Origin of the sequence: Cryobacterium sp. TMT1-3 (genome assembly GCF_004402315.1) — a bacterium.
Classification (GTDB): Bacteria; Actinomycetota; Actinomycetes; order Actinomycetales; family Microbacteriaceae; genus Cryobacterium; species Cryobacterium luteum.
Map to the genome: position 1 here is coordinate 137,263 of NZ_SOFW01000020.1, position 20,979 is coordinate 158,241.

At 65.4% G+C, this 20,979-nt stretch carries 19 protein-coding genes, 1 tRNA gene and 1 pseudogene; 10 read left to right on the forward strand and 11 right to left on the reverse strand.

Features of this window, described 5'->3' with window-relative positions:
• Window positions 1-5: 5 nt before the first annotated feature.
• Genes E3O25_RS06340 through E3O25_RS06365 form a run of 6 tightly spaced genes read right to left on the reverse strand, consistent with a single transcriptional unit; the run spans window position 6 to window position 7,705 of the window.
• Window positions 6-2,147 (reverse strand): S9 family peptidase, encoded by a 2,142-nt coding sequence (locus tag E3O25_RS06340; protein WP_134360751.1) that lies wholly within the window; start codon window positions 2,145-2,147, stop codon window positions 6-8.
• 25 nt (window positions 2,148-2,172) lie between these two features.
• A complete protein-coding gene (locus E3O25_RS06345) occupies window positions 2,173-2,736 on the reverse strand; it encodes a HutD family protein (RefSeq protein ID WP_092109296.1) in 564 nt (187 codons plus the stop codon).
• Complete coding sequence (gene hutI, locus E3O25_RS06350; RefSeq protein WP_134360752.1) at window positions 2,717-3,877, reverse strand: imidazolonepropionase; 1,161 nt, start codon at window positions 3,875-3,877, stop codon at window positions 2,717-2,719. The genes E3O25_RS06345 and hutI overlap by 20 nt, the downstream gene beginning before the upstream one ends.
• Entirely contained in the window at window positions 3,874-5,199 is a 1,326-nt protein-coding gene (locus tag E3O25_RS06355; protein WP_241988518.1) for a formimidoylglutamate deiminase, read from the reverse strand. The genes hutI and E3O25_RS06355 overlap by 4 nt, the downstream gene beginning before the upstream one ends.
• Before the next feature lies 1 nt (window position 5,200).
• Window positions 5,201-6,883 carry a urocanate hydratase gene (gene hutU, locus E3O25_RS06360; protein WP_174721712.1) on the reverse strand — a complete coding sequence of 561 codons (1,683 nt, stop codon included), beginning with the start codon at window positions 6,881-6,883 and terminating at the stop codon, window positions 5,201-5,203.
• 15 nt (window positions 6,884-6,898) lie between these two features.
• A complete protein-coding gene (locus E3O25_RS06365) occupies window positions 6,899-7,705 on the reverse strand; it encodes a putative protein N(5)-glutamine methyltransferase (RefSeq protein ID WP_134360754.1) in 807 nt (268 codons plus the stop codon).
• Between the two features lie 81 nt (window positions 7,706-7,786).
• On the opposite strand from E3O25_RS06365, the gene E3O25_RS06370 reads away from it, so the two are divergent.
• Window positions 7,787-8,059, forward strand: a complete 273-nt coding sequence (locus tag E3O25_RS06370) for a DUF2277 domain-containing protein (RefSeq protein WP_092109308.1) — start codon at window positions 7,787-7,789, stop codon at window positions 8,057-8,059.
• On the opposite strand, the gene E3O25_RS06375 is transcribed toward E3O25_RS06370, so the two are convergent.
• Both E3O25_RS06375 and E3O25_RS06380 read right to left on the reverse strand, forming a co-directional pair.
• Window positions 8,056-8,493 carry a hypothetical protein gene (locus tag E3O25_RS06375; protein ID WP_092109311.1) on the reverse strand — a complete coding sequence of 146 codons (438 nt, stop codon included), beginning with the start codon at window positions 8,491-8,493 and terminating at the stop codon, window positions 8,056-8,058. The genes E3O25_RS06370 and E3O25_RS06375 overlap by 4 nt on opposite strands.
• Before the next feature lie 205 nt (window positions 8,494-8,698).
• The gene (locus E3O25_RS06380) at window positions 8,699-9,001 is read right to left on the reverse strand and encodes a hypothetical protein (RefSeq protein WP_092109314.1); all 303 of its coding nucleotides are present in this window, start codon (window positions 8,999-9,001) and stop codon (window positions 8,699-8,701) included.
• A 202-nt stretch (window positions 9,002-9,203) separates the two neighbouring features.
• Here E3O25_RS06380 and E3O25_RS06385 point away from each other — a divergent pair, with 202 nt between their 5' ends.
• The 6 genes from E3O25_RS06385 to E3O25_RS06410 all read left to right on the forward strand — a co-directional run bounded on the left by E3O25_RS06385 (window position 9,204) and on the right by E3O25_RS06410 (window position 16,240).
• Entirely contained in the window at window positions 9,204-10,946 is a 1,743-nt protein-coding gene (locus tag E3O25_RS06385) for an Ig-like domain-containing protein (protein WP_134360756.1), read from the forward strand.
• Between the two features lie 9 nt (window positions 10,947-10,955).
• Complete coding sequence (locus E3O25_RS06390; protein ID WP_134360757.1) at window positions 10,956-12,128, forward strand: threonine synthase; 1,173 nt, start codon at window positions 10,956-10,958, stop codon at window positions 12,126-12,128.
• Complete coding sequence (locus E3O25_RS06395) at window positions 12,125-12,307, forward strand: zf-TFIIB domain-containing protein (RefSeq protein ID WP_134360758.1); 183 nt, start codon at window positions 12,125-12,127, stop codon at window positions 12,305-12,307. Before E3O25_RS06390 ends, E3O25_RS06395 begins: the two co-directional genes overlap by 4 nt.
• A 50-nt stretch (window positions 12,308-12,357) precedes the next feature.
• Complete coding sequence (locus tag E3O25_RS06400) at window positions 12,358-12,987, forward strand: acetate uptake transporter family protein (protein WP_092109325.1); 630 nt, start codon at window positions 12,358-12,360, stop codon at window positions 12,985-12,987.
• Window positions 12,988-13,206: 219 nt separating this feature from the next.
• On the forward strand, window positions 13,207-14,823 hold the full coding sequence (locus E3O25_RS06405; RefSeq protein ID WP_092109327.1) for an isocitrate lyase: 1,617 nt from the start codon (window positions 13,207-13,209) through the stop codon (window positions 14,821-14,823).
• 91 nt (window positions 14,824-14,914) lie between these two features.
• Window positions 14,915-16,240, forward strand: coding sequence for an NAD(P)/FAD-dependent oxidoreductase (locus E3O25_RS06410; RefSeq protein ID WP_092109330.1), 1,326 nt, complete (start codon window positions 14,915-14,917; stop codon window positions 16,238-16,240).
• A 281-nt stretch (window positions 16,241-16,521) separates the two neighbouring features.
• Here the strand turns inward: E3O25_RS06410 and E3O25_RS06415 are convergent, their stop codons facing one another.
• Window positions 16,522-18,042, reverse strand: a complete 1,521-nt coding sequence (locus tag E3O25_RS06415) for a SulP family inorganic anion transporter (protein WP_092109333.1) — start codon at window positions 18,040-18,042, stop codon at window positions 16,522-16,524.
• Between the two features lie 246 nt (window positions 18,043-18,288).
• Here E3O25_RS06415 and E3O25_RS06420 point away from each other — a divergent pair, with 246 nt between their 5' ends.
• The 3 genes from E3O25_RS06420 to E3O25_RS06430 all read left to right on the forward strand — a co-directional run bounded on the left by E3O25_RS06420 (window position 18,289) and on the right by E3O25_RS06430 (window position 19,561).
• Window positions 18,289-18,657, forward strand: coding sequence for a MerR family transcriptional regulator (locus E3O25_RS06420; RefSeq protein ID WP_134360796.1), 369 nt, complete (start codon window positions 18,289-18,291; stop codon window positions 18,655-18,657).
• 98 nt (window positions 18,658-18,755) lie between these two features.
• Entirely contained in the window at window positions 18,756-19,214 is a 459-nt protein-coding gene (locus E3O25_RS06425) for a prevent-host-death protein (protein WP_092109339.1), read from the forward strand.
• Window positions 19,215-19,216: 2 nt separating this feature from the next.
• Window positions 19,217-19,561 (forward strand): hypothetical protein, encoded by a 345-nt coding sequence (locus E3O25_RS06430; protein WP_134360759.1) that lies wholly within the window; start codon window positions 19,217-19,219, stop codon window positions 19,559-19,561.
• A gap of 117 nt (window positions 19,562-19,678) precedes the next feature.
• Here the strand turns inward: E3O25_RS06430 and E3O25_RS16910 are convergent.
• Window positions 19,679-19,747 (reverse strand) — tRNA-Arg (locus E3O25_RS16910).
• A 116-nt stretch (window positions 19,748-19,863) separates the two neighbouring features.
• Window positions 19,864-20,907 (reverse strand): annotated as a pseudogene (locus E3O25_RS06435) (integrase core domain-containing protein); the annotation flags it as partial.
• Window positions 20,908-20,979 lie beyond the last annotated feature (72 nt).

Genomic DNA, 20,979 nt, shown 5'->3' on the forward strand with positions numbered 1-20,979 from the left:
GGCGGTTAGCTGTCTTCAGGGGTGAAACCGGCCGGGTTCAGGCCGGCCGCGTCAAGAACCCAGGCGTAGTTGAACGCACGCTCATGCCAGGCACTGTATCGACCGGAGACACCGCCGTGGCCAGCCGACATTTCGGTCTTGAGCAGGGCATCCGCTCCCACTTCGCGCAGCTTGGCCACCCATTTGGCCGGCTCGACGTACAGCACGCGGGTATCGTTCAGGCTGGTCACGGCCAGAATCGACGGATAATCGACGGCGCGCACGTTCTCGACGGGGGAGTACGACTTCATGTAGGCGTAGACCTCGGCGTCGTGCAGCGGGTCGCCCCATTCGTCCCACTCGATCACGGTTAGCGGCAGGGACGGGTCGAGAATGGAGGTGAGCGCGTCGACGAACGGAACCTCGGCGAGGATGCCGGAAAACAGTTCGGGCGCGAGGTTGGCGACGGCGCCCATGAGCAGTCCGCCGGCGCTGCCGCCCTCGGCAACGAGCTGGGACGGGGTGGTGAAGCCCGCGTCGATGAGGTGCCGGGCGCAGCTGACGAAGTCGGTGAAGGTGTTGCGCTTGGTGGTGGTCTTGCCGTTTTCATACCACGTGCGGCCGAGTTCGCCGCCGCCGCGCACGTGCGCGATGGCGAAGATCATGCCGCGGTCGAGCAGGCTGAGCCTGGCGATGCCGAACCCGGGGTCGATGCTGTGCTCGTAGGAGCCGTAGCCGTAGAGCAGGGTCGGTGCCGGCGTGCCTGGTGTGACGAGGTCGCGGCGGTAGACCAGGGAGATGGGCACGCGGGTGCCGTCGTCGGCGGTGGCCCATTCGCGGCGCTGTTCATAGAGCGCGGGGTCGTAGCCGCCGAGTACGGGCTGCTGCTTGAGCAGGCGTCGTTCGCCGGTTGCCACGACGAGGTCGTAGACGGTCGACGGGGTGACGAAGCTCGTGAAGCCGAAGCGCAGGGTCGGTTGCGTCCATTCCGGGTTGCCGGCCGATCCGACGGCGAACAGCGGCTCGTCGAAGTCGAGCTCGGTCAGTCCGCTCGCGTCGTGCCGGTCGATGGCCAGGCGGGTCAGGCCCTCCCGCCGGTATTCCACGACGAGAAAGTCGGCGAAAGCGTCGACGCTCTCGAGGCGGATCTTCGGGTCGTGCGGCAGCAGCATCCGCTTCTCGCCCTGCGGGTCGTGTGCGGCGACGCTGACCAGCTCGAAGTTGACCGCGCTGCCGCCGTTGTGCACGATCAGCAGGCGGTCGTCTTCGGCGATGACGGCGTGCTCGACGTCGTATTCCACGTTGTCCTGGCGCGGCCAGACCACGGAGAAGTCACCGGTGGGATCACTCGCGTCGAGCACCCAGGATTCGGTGGTGACGCTCGAGCCGGCTTCGATCATGAGGAATTTGCGGCTGCGGGTGATGCCGACGCCGACCCAGAACCGCTCGTCGGGCTCGTGAAATAGGCTGACGTCGACCGCTCTGGCCGAACCGATCTCGTGCCGCCACACGGTGTCGGGGCGCCAGGCGTCGTCGACGGTGGTGTAGAAGAGGTAGCGTCCGCTCGGGTCGAACAGGGCGCCGGCGCTCGTGTTCGGGATGGCGTCGGGCAGGTTCACCCCGGTCGCAATGGTGCGCACTCGGATCGTGTAGCGTTCGTCGCCTTCAACGTCGACGGCGTAGAGCAGCTGGGTGCCGTCGTCGCTGAGGTCGAAGCTGCCGAGCGAGAAGAAGTCGTGGCCTTCGGCTTCAGCGTTATCGTCGAGCAGAATCTGTTCGCCCGACACGCTCTGTTCCGTGCCGAGCAGGGGGGCGGTCCAGTCGTCGGGGCCGGCAATGGGTGCCCGACAGTGGATGCCGTATTCCTGGCCCTCGACGGTGCGGGTGTAATACCAGAACGCACCGCGACGCACCGGAACGCTCAGGTCGGTTTCCTGGGTGCGGTTCTTGATCTCGGTGAAGATCTGCGTGCGCAGGTTCTCCTGGTTCGCGGTGCGGGCCTGGGTGTAGCTGTTCTCGGCCTCGAGATGGGCGATGACCTCGGGGTTGTCCTTGTCGCGTAGCCACTCATAGTCGTCGATGTAGACGTCGTTGTGATGCTCGCGACGGTGCGGCTTCTTCGCGGCCAGGGGAGCGGCGAGCGAACGTGTGATCGGGCCAGAGGTCATCCCCCCAGCGTAGTTTGTGCGCGGCTCAGACCGCTGCCCGGATGTGGGCGACCGCGACCCGGCCTGCACCGGTCAGCGTCGCGGCGAGGTTCGCCTCGAGCCGAACCGCATCGAATTGGTCTAACTCCTCAGCGTCCAGAGAAAAATGGCCTGCCACGATCAGCACGATGATGATCTCCCCGGCCTCGGCCGCGATCGACCAGCTGCCCGTCACCCCGTGCGTTTTCAGGCTGCCGATGCATCGACCGCGCCGGGTCATCAGGTTCAGGTTGCGCGTCGGTCGCGTGACGTTGGCCGAGGCCACCGCGTTCTCGCCGGCAAAGCTGTGGGATTCGAATTCGCCGAGGGGCACGAGTCGCCCCTGATCGACCAGGTCGAGCCCCTGTTCCGACAGCGCCAGGAGGCACCGGTCCACACCGGAAAAGGTCGAGAATGGTGCCGCGGAATCGACGGTCGCGATGCTCAGCCGCCAGTCGAACTCGCCCCCCGCCGCGGACACCAGAATCTCGCTGGTCACCCCCGCGCCGTTGCGCCAGGGCACGTCGACCCGATCGGCCGCCCGCAATATTTCACCGCTCAACGCGCACACCCGTGCGCCAGACGGCTCCGGTCAGGGGCACTCCGGGGCGGTAGGCGAGGTGCGAAATGGACGGAGCGTTCAGAACCTGCAGGTCGGCCCGGCCGCCGACCTGCAACGAGCCGATGGCATCCGCTCCCTGGTCGCGGCCAAGCGACCTGGCCGCACCGCGCGTCGCCGCCCAAACCGTCTCACTCACGGTCAGGCCCATCTGAAGCACGGCGGTCGCCACGCAAAACGGCATCGACGTCGTGTATGAGGTTCCCGGGTTGCAGTTGGTCGCCAGAGCGATGGTCACCCCGGCGTCGAGCAACTGTCGGGCCGGAGCAAAGGGCTGCCGGGTCGACAGGTCGCAGGCCGGCAGCAGCGTAGCCACCGTCGTTCCGGCGGCCAGCGCGTCGATGTCGGCCGGCTCCAGGTAGTTGCAATGGTCGACGCTCGCAGCGCCCAACTCGGCGGCGAGTTGTACGCCGCCGCTGAAGCCCAGCTGGTTTCCGTGCACGCGCACTCCCAAGCCGGCGGCGCGACCGGCCAACAGCACCTCCCGGGTTTCTTCCACGTCGAACGCGCCCCGTTCGCAGAACGCGTCGATGAACTGCACGTAGGGCCGCACGGCGGCCAGCATCGGCCCGGTGACGAGGTCGAGGTAGTCGCGACGATCGAGGCCGACCGGCACGATATGGGCGCCGAGAAAGGTCACCACGTCGGCCACCCGGGCAGCAGCGCGCGCCGACCGTGTTTCGCTGGCGACGTCGAGCCCGTAGCCTGTCTTGGTTTCGAGAAAGGTGGTGCCCTGTTCTTCGGCCTCGTGCCGCAGACGCCGTGCCGTAGCCACGAGCTGGTCCTCCGTCGCGGCCCGCGTGGCGTCGACGGTCGTAGTGATGCCGCCCGCGGCATAGGCCTGCCCATTCATGCGCGCTTCGAACTCCGCCGAACGATCCCCGCCGAACACGAGATGGGTGTGCGGGTCCACCCAGCCGGGCAGAACGGCGCGACCGTCGACATCCGTTCGTTTATCGGCTGCGGGTGCCTTCGCGGCGCGGCCGATCCAGAGGATGCGGCCTGCTCCGATCACGAGGGCGGCGTCGTGGCGGCGCTCACCGGAGTCATCGTGCGTGGTCAATTCGCCGATACCCGTGATCAATTCGGTCATCTGCCGAGCCTAGCGAGCGCCTCGGTCAGCAGCGTCGCCGGTCGTTCGCCGCCGACCAGCCGGCCGCACTCGGCGACCAGTCGCCCGCCCACGAAAACGCGCAGCACATCGGAGGCCGTCGCGGTCAGCGGCAGCTGCCCGACGGCCGACCCGACCGTGCGCACGCCGGTCGTGCCGATCTCGACCAGGTCGCACGGGTCGCCCGGTTGCAGTCGGTGGCGTCCCAGCCCGAGGGAGGAATAGCCGGCGGTTGACGCGGCGGCCAGGAGCGCGGCGGGGGCGAAGCGTCCGCGTTGCCGGGAAACGAGCCGTTCGCCCATTTCGAGGCCGCGCATCTCCAAAAACGGGTCGATGACGGCGTTCTGGTCGGAGCCGAGCGCAATCGGGCAGCCTGTTTCGGCCAGGGCGAACGCCGGCCCGATGCCGTCGCCGAGGTCGGCTTCGGTGGTGGGGCACATCACGACGGTTGCCCTGGAAACGCCGAGCAGCGCGCGGTCCGCGTCGCTGAGATGCGTCGCGTGCACGACGCTCAGTCGTGGCGCGAGGGCACCGAGCGAATCGAGCAGCCCGGTGGGGGTGAGGCCGTAGGCCGCAAGGCAGTCGACGTTCTCCTGTGGTTGCTCGGAGAGGTGAATGTGCAGGGCAGCCTGCGGCGGCAGCCCGCCGAGCACCTCTCGCATCGCGTCGGGTGTGACGGCGCGCACCGAGTGCAGGGCAGCCCCGAGCGTCACCAGGTCGTCGCCGTCGAGCTCGGCGCGCAGCGACCGCCACCTCGCCAGCCAGGCCGCGGCACTTTCGTCGCCGAACGCGCGCTGCTCCGCCGCCAGCTCCCGCCCGATTCCGCCCTGCAAATAGATCGTGTCGAGCAGCACCAAACGAATGCCGACGGCCCGCGCTGCCGCAGCAAGCGCCTGTTCCATGGCGTGCGGGGGGTCGTAGGGCGTGCCGTCAGGGCGGTGATGCACATAGTGGAATTCGCCGACGGCCGTATATCCGCTGGCGAGCATCTCGGCGAACACCGCCGTAGCCAGCGCCTGATACTTCGGGGGGTCGAGCTGGGCGGCGACCCGGTACATCCGCTCACGCCACCGCCAGAAATCACCGCCCTCCCCGTGGGTCTGGCCGCGTAACGCCCGATGAAAAGCGTGCGAGTGGGCATTGCCGAACCCCGGCATGACCGTTCCCAAACGGATGTCCGCAGCCTCCGCAGCCACCCCCGGCTGAACCCGCGCGAGCCGACCAGTCGGGTCGACCTCGAGCCGCACCCCCGCGACGGCGATCCCGTCGATCAACAGGGATTCGCACCAAAAACCCGTCGACACCTCAGTCTTCCCACATGGGTACGCGCAGCCCGCGCTCGCGGGCCACCTCCTCGGCCCGCTCGTAGCCGGCATCCACATGGCGCATAACGCCGGTACCGGGGTCGTTGGTCAGTACACGCTCGATCTTCTCGGCGGCTAGTGGGGTGCCGTCGGCGACGATGACCTGCCCGGCGTGGATGCTGCGGCCGATTCCCACGCCGCCGCCGTGGTGTATCGACACCCAGGTGGCGCCGGAGGCGGTGTTCAGCAGGGCGTTCAACAGCGGCCAGTCGGCGATCGCATCTGAGCCGTCCAACATATCCTCGGTCTCGCGGTACGGCGAGGCGACCGAGCCGGAGTCGAGGTGGTCGCGGCCGATCACGATGGGTGCGCGCAGTTCGCCGGAGGCGACCATCTCGTTGAACTTCAGGCCGGCGAGGTGCCGTTCCTTGTAGCCGAGCCAGCAGATGCGGGCCGGCAGGCCTTCGAACTGCACCTTCTCTTCGGCCTTGGTGATCCAGCGGTGCAGGCCGGCGTCGTTCGGGAACAGCTCGAGGATGGCCTTGTCGGTGGCCAGGATGTCGGCCGGGTCGCCGGAGAGCGCGACCCAGCGGAACGGGCCCTTGCCCTCGGCGAACAGCGGTCGAATGTAGGCCGGCACAAAACCGGGAAACTCGAATGCTCGATCGTAGCCGCCGAGCTTTGCCTCGGCGCGAATGGAGTTGCCGTAGTCGAAGACTTCGGCGCCGGCATCCTGAAATTCCACCATGGCCTTGACCTGCCTGGCCATCGCGGCGCGGGCGCGTACGGTGAACTCTTCCGGGTTCTCGGCCGCGTAGGCATGCCACTCCTCAACGGTGACTCCCTCCGGCAGATAGGAGAGCGGGTCGTGGGCACTGGTCTGGTCGGTGACGATGTCGATTGGAACCTTGCGCGCCAGTAACTCCGCGAATACCGTAGCGGCGTTGCCGACCAGCCCCACCGACAGGGCCCGACGTTCGTCCTTGGCCGCGAGCACCCGGGCGATGTCGTCGTCGATGTCGTCGGTCATTTCGTCGAGGTAGCCGTGGTCGACCCGGCGTTGAAGCCGGGCCGGGTCGACGTCGACGATGAGCACGACGCCGTCGTTCATGGTGACGGCGAGCGGCTGCGCGCCGCCCATGCCGCCGGCCCCGCCGGTCAACGTCAGGGTGCCGGCCAGGGTGCCATTGAATCTTCTCGTCGCGACGGCGCCGAAGGTTTCGTAGGTGCCCTGCAGAATGCCCTGGGTGCCGATATAAATCCACGAGCCGGCGGTCATCTGCCCGTACATGGTGAGCCCCAGGTGCTCGAGGCGGCGAAACTCGGGCCAGGTGGCCCAGTCGCCGACGAGGTTAGAGTTGGCGATGAGTACCCGGGGGGCCCATTCGTGGGTGCGGAAGACGCCGACCGGTTTACCGGACTGCACGAGCAGGGTTTCGTCTTTCTCGAGGGTTTCGAGGGTGCGCACGATCGCGTCGTAGCATTCCCAGTTTCGGGCGGCCTTGCCGGTGCCGCCGTAGACGACGAGGTCGTCGGGGCGCTCGGCGACGTCCGGGTCGAGGTTGTTCATGAGCATGCGCAGGGGGCCCTCGGTCTGCCAGCTCTTCGCGGTGAGTTCGGTGCCGCGGGCGGCACGAACGGGGCGTGCGGTGTGAATGGCACTCTTCGATGTGCTGGTCGTCATGCGTATCTCCCTCGATTACCGACTTACCCGATCACTGAGGGTATCCGCTCGAGGCTGCCGCAGACCGAGGACCACGGTCGAATCCAGCTCCTCGCTGCGGCCGATGCGGGCCAGCAGCCCGTTCAGGCCGAAGATCGCGGCCGTCTGCGGGGCTTGGCGCTGCCCGGTTTCAACGAGCAGGCATCCGCTGGTCGAAAGCCACTGTGGCGCTCCAGACGCAATGCGGCGCTGAACGTCGAGGCCGTCATCGCCGCCATCTGCGGAGGCGCGCGGTTCGTAGAGGCGGGCCTCGATCGGCATGAGGGCGACCTCGTCGGTCGGAACATAGGGTGCATTAGCGACGATGATGTCGACCCGACCCAACAGCGATGTCGGGAGCGGTTTGAACAGGTCACCCTCGAACACCTGCCCGCGGTCGGCCAGATTACGGCGCGCACAGGCCACCGCCAGCGGATCAATGTCGACCGCGAAAAACGAGGAATCCGGCAGCGCTGCCGCCAGCGTGGCGGCAACCGCGCCCGAACCGCAGCAGAGATCGACGATGACGGCGTCGCTCGCGCAGAGCGCCAGGGCCTGCTCCACCAGGAACTCGGTGCGCCGGCGCGGTACGAACACGCGCGGGTCCACCAGAATCCGCCGGCCGCAGAACTCGGCCCAGCCGAGAATCTGCTCGAGCGGCAGCCCGGCTACGCGGCGGTCGATCATGCCCTTCAGCTCAGCCGGCGACTGTTTGACCGACAGCAGCAGGCTCGCCTCCTCTTCGGCGAAGACACAGCCGGCAGCGCGCAGCCTCGAGGCGATACCCACCAAGTCTGCGACCATGACCGCCTCCTGTCGAAGCCGAGCACGGGCATCCTACGCCCGGGTCTTGATGGCCGCCGGGTGCGTGATTACCCTGAAAGCATGTGCCGAAACATTCAAGTCCTGCATAACTTCGAGCCCGCCGCTACCGACGACGAAGTGCATGCGGCCGCGCTGCAATACGTGCGTAAGATCAGCGGCTCGACGCATCCGTCGAAGGCCAACGCGGAGGCGTTCGAGCGTGCGGTGCACGAGATCGCCCATATCTCGAGGCATCTGCTCGAAGACCTCGTGAGTACTGCGCCGCCCAAGAATCGGGAGATCGAAGCCGACAAAGCCCGGGCACGCTCGCAGAAGCGGTTCGCTGCGGCTTAGCGGCTTCGCCAGTCAGCCCAGAGCACCATGACGGCCGCCGCGATGCTGGAGGCCAGGCCGAAGACCAGCCCGAAGGCCATGGTGATGCCGGCATACGCGGCATCGTCCAGCAGCGTCAGTGCGATGGACACCCCGACAGACAGCAGCAGCACACCGACGACCGCGCCCAACGCCGCGATGAAGGTGCGCAGGCGCCGCGATCTCGCGAGGTGACGGTCGAGAATGGCCACGGCAGCGAGCCCGCCCAGCATCGCGCACAACGCTATGATCGCGCCGATCACGCCGTAGTTCGCCATGGACAGCGCCAGAAACCAAAACCGATAGTCGGTTTCACCGCTTCCGGCATTGGTCATGACTACGGCCACGGCGGCCGCGATCAGAAACCCAACGAACGGCGCGAACACGGCGATGCGCCAGTAGCGCCGAATGATCATGAGCCCACCCTACGTCTAGAACTCCACCCAGGGGCTAGGTAGCGGATGCTGCCCCGCCTCCGGCTGGACTCGCTCGCTTCGCCGGTCCGCCCGGTACACCAGGATCGCGGCCACCATGCCCGACGCGCTGGCAAGGTCCACACTGATAATGATGTCGAGCGCTGAACCAACATGGCTCCCACCCTATGGGGCGGTCGGCATCCATTCAGTCGGTAGTGGGGTCGATGACCCGATCGGTGAGGTGCGCTCCGAAGTAGTCGGACTGCTGCGACATAACCTCCCGCATCGACTCGTCCCGGCTCACGCCGTAGACGGTGCTCATGAAGTTCAGTCCGCGTTGGATGGCCCAGATCTCAGCGTGACGATCCGGCGACAGAATCTGCGCCGGGTCGCCCACAGCCACCCAGCCGATCGGCACGACCGCCCCGTCGTGCAGGCGACTCTTGATCTGCACCACAGCGTTGATGCGCACCTCGGCGCGTTTGCCGATCACCGCACCGGGAAACAACGCCGCACCGGTAGGCGGACTCGTGGACGGTCGGCCGGTTTCCGCGATGTTCGATCAGCATGCACAGACACTATCGACGCTGCCCGCCGCGCGGTCATGAATTGCCAATGTTGTGCGCTCTGGCTTCACCGGCCCTTGTCGGGCCGCATGAACCGCATTACTGTAGCGATCACGTCGTGGCCAGCACCGGAAGGACACGGGAATGAATTTTGTTCGCGCTCCGAAGCCGTCCCGCATCATCCGTCGCAGCCTCGCTGCGCTCGCCGTTGGCGCGATTGTCGCCGCTTCGGTGGCGCTGTTGCCCACGAATGACGCCTCTGCATTGCTGCCATCGTCGTTGCCGCCATCCGCGCAGGCCGTCGTGCAGACCGCACCCGACCTGGCCAAAATCTGCGCGCGACTCAAGCGCACGGTCGCGAAAACCACCCTGTGCAGCCACGGGCCCGACCCCGTCGGGGCTTTCGGTGGTGCAACCAAGCTGAAGCAGACATCCGCTGGCGAGGAACAGGGCGTGGCCGTCGCGCCGGCCTCGGAACTGACCGCGCTGTGCAGCGCCACTGGGGTAAGCGGCAAGCGTATCGAGGTGATCTACGGTGTGCCGCAGGATCGCACCAACCGGTTCAGTACGATGCTGGCGCCGGTACGGGACATGATGCGGCAGGTCAACAACAATCTCGAGGCAGCGGATGCCGCCACCAGCCAAAATTACCGCTTTCTGTGCACAAATGGTGTGGACGTGACGGTGCGAAACGTGACGCTGTCCCCGGTCGGCAGCGACGGAATTTTCACCTTCGATGACTATGTGCTCAGCCTGCAGAACCAGGTCGAGTTCGGTCTGGGACCGGTGAACTACCTCCAAAACGACCGCCTGTACATCGCGTATATCGATCAGATTCAGGATGCCTACCCGTTCGGCGGTCAGGGCGAACTGTCCATCGACGATCAGCCGAATCCGGCCGCGAACGCCAACAATGACTCACGCCCGCGCTACTCCATGTCGGCCTACCTGGACATGCCCGTGATCGCGCACGAGATCGGCCACAACATTGGGGCCGTGCAGGATTCGGCGCCGCACTCGAGCAAGGGCGGCCACTGCTACGACGAGGCCGACCTGATGTGTTACGACGACGGGGGACCGTATTTCGCCCTCGGCGGCACACTCACCTTCACCTGCGCCGGGGCGGACTCCGCCATCGACTGCCACGACGAGGACTACTACTACCCGGGCACGCCGCCCGCCTCGAACTATCTCGCCACCCACTGGAACACCGCCAACAGCGGGTTTCTGACGCCGATCGTGTTGGCGGTGCCGCCAATCGTCACAGTGAAATCGCCACTGACCCTCGCTACCCGGGTTGCGCAAACGGCCAATGTGACAGCCACGTTCAGCACGGCCGTGCAGGGTGTCTCGACGACCACGATGCGGCTGAAGAACCCGGCCGGTGCGGTTCTGGCGGCCGCCGTGAGTTACAACGCGAGTACCCGGGTCGCGACGCTCAATCCCACTGCGACGCTCAGCGCCGACACCAAGTACAGCCTGAGCCTCACCGGGGGCGTGACCGGTATCCGCGATGCGGCGGGAATCCCGCTCCGGTCCACGGGGTGGAGCTTCACGACCGGGCCGGCGCCCACGATCAGCACCCGCACCCCGGCGAGTGGGGCCACCGGTGCCAGCCGCAGCGCGAGTGTCTCGGCGACGTTCAACGAGGGAATGGCCGGGGTGTCGGTATCCACTTTCACGCTGAAGAATGCGACGACCGGCGCTTCGATCCCCGCCGTGGTCTCGCGCAGCGGCACGACCAACCAGTGGATCCTGAACCCCAACTCCACCCTCGCCGCACGGACCGGTTTCACCGTCACGGTCACCGGCGGCACATCGGGCGCACGCGACCTGGCCGGCAATCCGGTCTCGACGAGCACGTGGAAATTCACGACCGGCAGTTAGTCTGAAGCGATGCCAGCTTTGCCTGACCTCGTCTGCTCCGAATGCGCTGCCGTTTACCCGGTCGAGAGCCTGGCCTGGCAGTGTGCGTGCGGTGCAATTCTCGACGTCGTCGACTTCGCCGGCACAGTGGATGCCGCGGCGCTGGCCGGCCGCGAAACCTCACTCTGGCGCTACGCCGAAGCCCTGCCGATCGCGGTTGATCCAGCGATCTCGCTGGGCGAGGGCCTGTCGCCGCTCGTGCCCTCCCTGGCGCTCGCCCACGTGCAGCTCAAGCTTGACTTTCTGCTGCCGACGCTCTCGTTCAAAGACCGCGGCGCGGTGGTGCTTGCGACGCTTGCCAAACGGCTGGGAGTCACGCAGGCCATGGTCGACAGCAGCGGGAACGCCGGCACCGCGATGGCCGCCTATTTCGGTCGGGCGGGCATCGGCTGCACCGTGTACGTCCCGGAATCCACCTCGCCCGGCAAACTCGCCCAGATGCGCGCGCACGGCGCGACGGTCGAATTGGTGCCCGGTTCCCGTGCGGACACCTCCGCGGCGGCACTGCGGGCCGCGGGACAGCCCGGGGTCATGTACGCGAGCCACGTCTACCACCCGTACTTTCTGCACGGCGTCAAGACCTACGGCTACGAGATCTGGGAGCAGCGCGGGCGCTCGCTGCCCGAGACGGTGGTGGTTCCGGTCGGCAACGGCACGCTGCTGCTCGGCTGCTACCTCGCCTTCCGTGAGCTGGTAGCCGCGGGTCTTGCCGAGCGGATGCCGCGGCTCTGCGCGGTGCAGGCATCCGCTTGTTCGCCGCTCGAGCAGGCCATGGCGCAGGGACTCGACGCACCCGTGGCTGTTCAGAGCGGCGCCACCATCGCGGAGGGTATCGCCATTGCGGCACCGCCGCGGGGAAAACAGATTCTGGCGGCCGTGCGAGCCACCGGCGGCACGATCATCTCCGTCACCGACCGGCAAACCGCGGCAGCGCGGCAGGAGCTCGCCGACGAGGGGCTTTTTGTTGAGCCGACCTCCGCGGTCAGTTTCGCCGCGGTACGCGCGGCCGCCGACCAGACGTTCGACTTCGACAGCCCCACCTGGACCACGGCTGCGACCCTGCTCACGGCCTGTTCGGTGGTCGTTCCCCTGTGCGGTGCCGGCCTGAAATCGCCCGGCGACACCACCAGGGCCCAGGCATGAGCACGGAGCAGTCAGACACCGCGGAAAACCCGATCTGTCCGGCCTGCGGCACCGAGATGATCACGGACGGCGTCGACACCGCCGACGGCCTGGAGGAGTGTCATCGGTGCCCGCGGTGCCGCCTCGTCATCGTCGTGCCGGGCCTGTGGTCGCAAATTCACCTCCGCGACGACCGCTAACCTGTGGGCATCGCCAGTTCTATCCACGGCGTGTGAGAGTCAGGGTGTCAATGAGTATTGTTTCCGAGTCACGACCACAGCTGTTGAATGCACCCATCGTCGAGCTTCAAACGGTTCACCGGCCGAGCATTTCGGATCCGGGTTCGCTGGGGCTGGGAGCGTTCGCCCTGACCACGTTCATGCTGAGCCTGGCCAACACCGGGCTGGTGCCAGCGGCCGGTGCCGCGGTTTTGGGCGTCGCCCTGTTCTACGGCGGAATCGCCCAGCTTGCAGCCGGCATGTGGGAATTCGCCACGGGAAACACCTTCGCCGCGACAGCATTCACCTCGTATGGCGCATTTTGGCTGTCGTTTTGGTGGTTGGAGACGAACCCCGACGTCGCAGAACACGCCGGAGCGAGCGGAGTGGGTGTCTACCTGCTGGTCTGGGCCATCTTCACCGCGTACATGACGATTGCCGCTGTGAAAACGAATCGGGTCATCCTGACCGTCTTCATTCTCTTGACGGTGACGTTCATTGCCCTCGCCATGGGTAAGTTCACCGGATTCAGCGCTCTGAGTCAGACCGGCGGCTGGCTGGGGCTGGCGACAGCGTTGACCGCCTGGTATGGGTCGGCGGCTGTCGTCGTCAATGCCACCTGGGGACGCACGGTCTTCCCCATCGGCGCCGCAAAACGCTGATCCGCGGGCGCCGCCCGATGCGTGCGGCGCCCCCTGGTTTGGGGTCTTCGGCCCGACGCTGGGTGAGAATCTTTCTGTAACCAGAATAATCGCGTTTCTTCTGGTCAACTTTCTTGAGAAGAGCAGTTGTTCTTGCGCCAATCTTGGTTTAACAGCCGATAGCGGCCCGTTGAGTCAGTAGTCCCGGCTCAGCCCAACTCAGACGTCGAAGGAAAGAATATGACTGCGTACCAGAAAGACATCGAGGACATCGAAGCCCTCAAACAGCAGGTTGGAAGCAGCTGGGACGCCATCAACCCCGAGTCCGTCGCCCGCATGCGCGCCCAGAACCGGTTCAAGACCGGCCTGGAGATCGCGCAATACACCGCCGACATCATGCGCAAGGACATGGGGGAGTACGACGCTGACTCCTCCGTCTACACCCAGTCGCTGGGCGTCTGGCACGGTTTCATCGGCCAGCAGAAGATGATCTCGATCAAGAAGCACCTCAAGACCACCAACAAGCGTTACCTCTACCTGTCCGGCTGGATGGTTGCCGCTCTGCGCAGCGAGTTCGGTCCGCTCCCCGACCAGTCCATGCACGAGAAGACGACTGTTCCCGCTCTCGTCGAGGAGATCTACACCTTCCTCCGCCAGGCCGACGCCCGCGAGCTCGACTTGCTCTTCACCGGTCTCGACAACGCCCGCATCGTTGGCGACGACGCCAAGGCCGCGGCGATCCAGACCCAGATCGACAACTTCGAAACCCACGTCGTGCCGATCATCGCGGACATCGACGCCGGTTTTGGTAACCCCGAAGCCACCTACCTCCTGGCCAAGAAGATGATCGAGGCCGGCGCCTGCGCCATCCAGATCGAGAACCAGGTATCGGACGAGAAGCAGTGTGGCCACCAGGACGGTAAAGTCACCGTTCCTCACGAAGACTTCATCGCCAAGTTGAACGCCGTTCGTTACGCGTTCCTCGAACTCGGCATCGAAAACGGCATCATCGTCTCGCGCACCGACTCCCTCGGTGCCGGTCTCACGCAGAAGCTCGCCGTAACGTACACGCCCGGTGACCTCGGCGACCAGTACAACTCCTTCCTCGACGTAGACGAAATCACCGAAGCCGACCTCGGCAACGGCGACGTCGTCATCAAGCGTGACGGCAAGCTGCTTCGCCCGAAGCGCCTGGCCAGCAACCTGTTCCAGTTCCGCGCCGGAACCGGTGAGGCGCGCTGCGTGCTCGACAGCATCACGTCGCTGCAGAACGGTGCTGACCTGCTCTGGATCGAAACCGAGAAGCCGCACATCGGGCAGATCGCCGCGATGATGAACGAGGTCCGTAAAGAGATTCCGAACGCCAAGCTGGTCTACAACAACAGCCCGTCGTTCAACTGGACCTTGAACTTCCGTCAGCAGGCCTACGACGCACTCCTCGCCGAGGGCAAGGATGTCTCCGCTTACGATCGCGCCAAGCTCATGAGCGTCGACTACGACGAGACCGAACTGGCTCTGAACGCCGACGAGAAGATTCGCACCTTCCAGCGCGACAGCTCGAAAGAGGCTGGAATCTTCCACCACCTCATCACCCTGCCGACCTACCACACGGCTGCACTGTCAACGGATGACCTGGCCAAGGGCTACTTTGCCGATCAGGGCATGCTCGCCTACGTCAAGGGTGTGCAGCGTCGCGAAATTCGCGAGGGAATCGCCACGGTCAAGCACCAGAACATGTCTGGATCTGACCTCGGTGACAACCACAAGGAGTACTTCGCCGGTGCAGCAGCCCTCAAGGCTGGCGGCGTGAACAACACGAGCAACCAGTTCGACGAACCGGCTCTGAGCAGCCACTGACTCCAACTGCACTAACGACGAGGCCCCAGTCGAAAGACTGGGGCCTCGTCGTTGTTGTGTCGGACCAAACTGAACCGGCATACCATCAGGCATGGAACATTTCGACTCGATTGTGATCGGCGCCGGAATAGCCGGGCTGACCGCCGCTCGACTCCTGGCTCAAGCTGGTCGCCGCGTCGTGGTGCTCGAGGCCCGCGACCGCGTGGGTGGCCGGGTGTGTACGGATCGAACCGACGGACTGATCACCGATCTCGGCGCATCCTGGATCCACGGTGTGACCGGCAACCCCGTCGCAGCGGCGGCAGCGGCATTCGGCCTGCCGACCGTGGAGTTCACGGTCGGCGGCTACCAGCCCGACAGCCGACCCATCGCCTATTACGGTCCTGACGGTGAGCGGCTCTCGGCTGAGAAGGCGCGGGCCTTCGCCGACGACGTGCGAGCGGTCGACGCCGCGCTCATGACCGCGGTCGCAGCCTCGAAAGCGGATGCCTCCTACCGCGACGTGACCGAGACGGCGCTGGCCCGCCAGCGATGGAGCGCCGAGCGTGCGGAACGGGTGCGTGAGTTTCTCCAGCACCGGAGCGAGGAACAGTACGGGGCGTGGATCGAGGACCTTGCCGCGCACGGCCTTGATGACGATGTCATCGACGGCGATGAAGTGGTCTTTCCAAACGGCTACGACCAGCTGGCCGTGCGGCTGGCGGCCGGGCTGGACATCCGCTTTGACCAGGTCGTCACGCAGGTGCGCTGGTCGACCGAGGGTGTTTCGGTCGCGACGTGTGAGAGAACTCTGGCCGCGAGCAGTGCCGTCGTGACGGTGCCCGTCGGGGTGCTGCAGTCGGCAGATTTCACGATTGAGCCGGCGCTCCCCGAGCCGAACGCCGGGGCCCTGGGGCGACTCACGATGAACGCCTTCGAGAAGGTCGTCCTGCGGTTCCCGACCAAGTTCTGGGACGACGGGGTCTATGCGATTCGGCAGCAGGGCGCCGAGGGTCGCCGGTGGCACTCCTGGTACGACCTCACGGCCCTGCACGGCACCCCGACCCTGCTGACCTTTGCCGCCGGCCCGGTGGCCAGGGAAATTCGCGAGTGGACCCAAGAGCAGGTCGTCGACTCGGTCCTCGCGCAACTGCGGCGACTTTATGGCGCCCGGGTGGAGCAGCCGAACCGGGTTGACCTCACCGCCTGGCACGCTGACCCGCTCGCTCGCGGTTCGTACGCTTATATGACGCTCGGCTCTACGACGGCAGACCACGACGACATCGCGACCCCCGTCGGCGGGGTCCTCCACCTCGCCGGCGAGGCGACCTGGACCGATGACCCGGCGACCGTCACTGCGGCGCTTTGTTCTGGCCACCGCGCGGCCTCGAACGTTCTGCATCGGGAGATCCCGATCGCCGACCTCTGGGCTGATTGAGCGTGCCCCCAGGCAGATTCGAACTGCCGCCCCTGCCTCCGGAGGGCGAACCAGGCCGAAGACATGCCCAGTCACACGACACGAAAAGCCTGATTCGAGGGCATTTGTCGATCGCGCCGCTATTCACTAATACTCATACATTGCCGGCCAGTTGCGGGCAGGCTGTGGGCGGCAGCCAGATCGTTAGAACAGACGAAGTTTCTGCCGTAACTTCGACGGCTGGCCGAACTCGCGGCGGCCCGCACTGAGATCACACCGGCGCGCTGGTTACTTCGCCCCGGTCAGTGTCCGCCGCCGAGGTTGCCGGCCAGGCGGGTGTGTAGCTCGTGGCTGGCCTCGTTGAGCCCCTCGATCACGACGTATTTGTCGTGGCGCTCGTACTTGTAGGTGATGGTGTCGAGGGTGGCGACGGTGGAGGCGTCCCAGATGTGTGAGGCCGACATGTCGATGACGATGCGGTCGGGGTCGTTGGCGTACTCGAATTGGGTCATCAGGTCGTTGCTCGAGGCGAAGAACAGCGCCCCGGTGACTGTGTAATACGCGGTCGGGACCGGCTCGTCGAGTTCGACGGTGCGGTCCACTCGGGCCAGGTGAGCGACGCGACGGGCGAAGGCAACCATCGCCACGATCACGCCGACGACGACGCCAATGGCGAGGTTGTGGGTGAGTACGATGACGATGACCGTGGCGACCATGACCGTGGTCTCGCTCTTCGGCATCCGCTTGAGGGTCGAGAAACGGATGCTGTGCCAATCGAAGGTGAGAAAAGCCACGATGATCATGACCGCGACCAGGGCGGCCATGGGCACGACGGCGAGGACGTCGCCGAGGCCGAGCACGAGTACGAGGAGAAAGATGCCGGCGAGGAAGGTGGAGATGCGGGTGCGAGCGCCGGAGGCTCTGACGTTGATCATGGTCTGGCCGATCATGGCGCAGCCGCCCATGCCGCCGAACAGGCCGCTCATGACGTTGGCGACACCTTGCCCCCAGGTCTCCCGGGTTTTGTTGGAATGGGTATCGGTGATCTCATCGACGAATTTCGCGGTCATGAGTGACTCGAGGATTCCAACGAAGGCCATTCCGAGGGCGTAGGGGGCGATGATCGTGAAGGTGTCCCAGTTGAGCGGAACGCTCGGGAGGAAGAGCTCGGGCAGGCTCTTGGGCAGTTCGCCCTGGTCGCCGATGGTGGGCACGTTGAGGCCGATGACGACGGTCACCACGGTGAGTACGACGATTACGACGAGCGGTGCCGGAATCACCTTGGTGATGCGGGGCATGACGATCGTGATGATCAGGCCGGCGGCGACGAGCGGGTAGACCGTGAAGGGCACGCCGAGCAGCTGGGGGAGTTGTGCGGTGAAGATGAGAATGGCGAGGGCGTTGACGAAGCCGACCATGACGCTGCGGGGAATGAAGCGCATGAGTTTGGCGACGCCGACCAGGCTGAGCACGATCTGGAATATCCCGGCGAGAATGACGGTGGCGATGAAATACTCCATGCCGTAGTCACGGGCGACCGGGGCGATGACCAGGGCGACGGCGCCGGTCGCGGCGGTGATCATGGCAGGGCGTCCGCCGACGACGGCGATGGTGACGGCCATGACGAACGATGAGAACAATCCGACCCGAGGGTCGACGCCGGCGATGATCGAGAATGCGATCGCCTCGGGGATGAGGGCCATCGCCACGACGAGCCCGGCGAGCACCTCGCGGGTGAGCAGGCGGGGTGTGCGCAGCGCGGTGAGTACGGAGGGTTCCGCCTTGTAGCGATTTGTTGACGCGAATTTTTGAACGATGGCCATGAGGCCTCCAGAAGCTGGGCCGGGGATGCGGCCGAAATGGTTTGAGAAGAATCGCCGCAGTGCGCACCTCCACCAGCCAGCGAGACCGTTCCTTCGAAGGCGTGCCTTCACGGACAATGGTGGGAGAGTGGGCTAATAGTTGAATGTCAGCCGACTTCTGCAACACTACCCTAACGTAAGGGTTGATTGCGATTTCTAGAAAGAGGTATTCCGGTGAAACCAGACGCAACGGGCCCTGCGGTCACGATGCACATCGGCGAGCTTGCCGAAAAGACCGGGCTATCCCTGCGCACGATCCGCCACTATGACGAGGTCGGCCTGCTCAAAGCATCCGCCCGCACTGAGGGCGGTTTTCGGCTGTATTCACCCGACGACTTCGCGCGACTGATGCTCATTCGTCGCATGAAGCCGCTCGGCTTCACCCTCGATGAGATGACGGCCCTGCTTGCGGTCATCGACACGCGACAAAACGGTGGACTGGATGCCGACGCTCCCGAAACGAGGCAGCAGCTGGATGCCTTCATCGCCGAGACCGTTGCGCGCCGCCAGAAGCTTCACGATCAACTCGGCATGGCCGACGAGTTCCTCGAGCTGCTCCGCGCACAGATGTCCTGATAGATAACACGGGCAGCCCCCGATTGCTCAATGGGGTAATGCCGGCCACGCAATGTCAGTGTCTGGACTTCCGAATGCATTCCGAATACGATGAGCACATGACCCTGATCTACGACCCTCGCACCACGACTCGGCGATCATCAGACCTGAGCAAGCACTCGGCCGACGTGTTCGCCGAGGCTGAGGATCACACTGTGCAGATCACTCGCCGCGACGGTGAGCCGCTGGTGCTGATGTCGCAGCGCGAGGCCGACGCCCGGGATGCACTTCTGCAATTTGCCGCAGACCTCATCACTGTCACACTCGATGACGAGGGCACGCTCGCATCGAGAATGGCCGACCGATTCCAGTGGATGCTGGCGTTATCGCTGGGGGATCAGGCACAGTGTGCGCAGGATCTCGTCAACGCTGCTCGAGCGTCGTTCGCTACAGGACAGTCGCACCTCGCCATCGCCGAGCTCACCTCGTGGCGAGAGACGGCAACCGCGATCGCGGCCGGACTGGTGGTGCACCCGGTCGAGTGGCTCGAAGGCCCTGAACGTGTTGAGCGTCCCTGACCGTGGCAAAAGACGACCTGGCCCCCAGGCCCACAAAGAAGACCGAGTACACGATTCGATTCGCCTCAGCCGGCGCGCGCAAGAAGGGATGGCGCGACCTGGCTGCGACGCTGCGAAACCCGATGGCAGACGCGTGGGACTTCCTTACGAAGACGCCCACCGAGCGGACCCCTACGAATTACCCGCTCCGCGGTGAATTGGGGCTCGTCCAGCGCGAAGGCAAAAGCCATGAGCGCTGGCAGCACAAACCCACGGTCCACGGTGACGCTCGAATTTGGTTCTACGTGGACGGGGAGGATGTGTTCCTCGAGCAAGTCCACACCCATCATCCGAACGCGACGAAGTGAATGGACGAATCAATTGTGGGGCACGCGTGGGCCCATGACGCACGCGACGTCGAAATTCCTTGCCCAAAATTGTGCTGTAAATTCTTCTGATCAGGAATTACTGCGGCGTGAGTGGTGTGCCCCCAGGCAGATTCGAACTGCCGCCCCTGCCTCCGGAGGGCGACACATGCTGCCACGGTACCGGGCGATACCCCCGCGACCCCAGTGTTTTACTGGCATCGTGATCACGGCGATACGCCTAATCCACATTGAAATCTCGTCAAATGTAGTCAAAATATAGTCACGCTACTGCAGGTCGCCACTCAGGGCATTTGTGATGTATCAGGACATCCCTGATAATTCTGCATCAGGACATCTCTGACAGTCATGGGACTGTGCGCGGTCCGCGCGGTCCGCGGGGTCCGCGGGGGCGTCCGCTGCCCACGTATTTGGTTCCCGGGAGGGGGCCAGCGGTGTTCGATGAGTAGGGTGCCTTGGGAGGCGAAGACGAGGAGGCGATCGTCTTCTTCGACGAGGTAGGACAGGGTGCCGGCCGGGGTTCGGCTGACTTGGAATTTGGTGCCGCGGGCGAAGACGGTGCCGTTGTCGCGGATGCGCGTCATCCGCTTGTCATCGTTGACTCCGACGGGTGCGGCGGCGTGTGGGACGGGGCGTGGCGGTTCGACCATCGGGGTCGCTTCCCACGACTGCTGCGGGGTGATTCGTCCCGGCAGCGCCTGGTGCGGGCGCTGCGTGTTGTAGATCACATCGAACGCGTCGACCTGGGCCTGCAGCTGCTCGAGGGTGTCCGCGAGGGGCTGCTTGTCGAGGTATCGGAACAGGGTTTGGTGGAAGCGTTCGTTCTTGCCCTGCGTGGTCGGTTTATACGGTTTCCCCGTGATTGGCTCGACGCCGAGCGAGGTGACATAGACAACGAGTTGGCCGAGCACTCCCCGCCGGGACGGGTTCAGCGCGACCCCGTTATCGCTGAGGAGTCGCTGCGGAACCCCTTGCGCGGCGATGCCTTTCTTCACCACGGCGACCGCCCCTTCGGACGTTTCTCCCCAGGCGACATGGGAGGCGACGGCGAGGCGGGAGTGGTCGTCGATGAGTTGGAAGATCACACACTTGCGTCCACCGGTGAGGACATATTCGGTCCCATCCAGCTGCCAGCAGGCGTTCGGCGCCGGGTAGACGAACCGCCGGTAAGACGCCCGGGGCTTCTTCCGCGGCTCCAGCCGAGCGACCCCGGCCTGACGGAAGATCCTCGCCAGCGACGCCGTCGACGGCACCGGGGTCATCCCGAGGGAACGCATCTTGTCGTGGACGCTGATTGGGCCGTAATCCGTCCCGGACTGGCATACCGCAGCCACGTGATGAATAGGCCCAGCCGATCTACCCCGGCGTGCCAGTGCCGACCCGTTAGGGAGCACCACTGC

Bases quoted from the DNA above. Each gene is read 5' to 3' on its own strand.
- E3O25_RS06420 (WP_134360796.1), top strand. From the start codon at position 18,289: ATGCACATCGGCGAGCTTGCCGAAAAGACCGGGCTATCCCTGCGCACG.
- E3O25_RS06390 (WP_134360757.1), top strand. From the start codon at position 10,956: ATGCCAGCTTTGCCTGACCTCGTCTGCTCCGAATGCGCTGCCGTTTAC.
- E3O25_RS06415 (WP_092109333.1), bottom strand. From the start codon at position 18,042: ATGGCCATCGTTCAAAAATTCGCGTCAACAAATCGCTACAAGGCGGAA.
- hutU (WP_174721712.1), bottom strand. From the start codon at position 6,883: ATGACGACCAGCACATCGAAGAGTGCCATTCACACCGCACGCCCCGTT.
- E3O25_RS06365 (WP_134360754.1), bottom strand. From the start codon at position 7,705: ATGGTCGCAGACTTGGTGGGTATCGCCTCGAGGCTGCGCGCTGCCGGC.
- E3O25_RS06375 (WP_092109311.1), bottom strand. From the start codon at position 8,493: ATGATCATTCGGCGCTACTGGCGCATCGCCGTGTTCGCGCCGTTCGTT.
- E3O25_RS06425 (WP_092109339.1), top strand. From the start codon at position 18,756: ATGACCCTGATCTACGACCCTCGCACCACGACTCGGCGATCATCAGAC.
- E3O25_RS06395 (WP_134360758.1), top strand. From the start codon at position 12,125: ATGAGCACGGAGCAGTCAGACACCGCGGAAAACCCGATCTGTCCGGCC.
- E3O25_RS06340 (WP_134360751.1), bottom strand. From the start codon at position 2,147: ATGACCTCTGGCCCGATCACACGTTCGCTCGCCGCTCCCCTGGCCGCG.
- E3O25_RS06370 (WP_092109308.1), top strand. From the start codon at position 7,787: ATGTGCCGAAACATTCAAGTCCTGCATAACTTCGAGCCCGCCGCTACC.
- E3O25_RS06385 (WP_134360756.1), top strand. From the start codon at position 9,204: ATGAATTTTGTTCGCGCTCCGAAGCCGTCCCGCATCATCCGTCGCAGC.
- hutI (WP_134360752.1), bottom strand. From the start codon at position 3,877: ATGACCGAATTGATCACGGGTATCGGCGAATTGACCACGCACGATGAC.
- E3O25_RS06400 (WP_092109325.1), top strand. From the start codon at position 12,358: ATGAGTATTGTTTCCGAGTCACGACCACAGCTGTTGAATGCACCCATC.
- E3O25_RS06410 (WP_092109330.1), top strand. From the start codon at position 14,915: ATGGAACATTTCGACTCGATTGTGATCGGCGCCGGAATAGCCGGGCTG.
- E3O25_RS06405 (WP_092109327.1), top strand. From the start codon at position 13,207: ATGACTGCGTACCAGAAAGACATCGAGGACATCGAAGCCCTCAAACAG.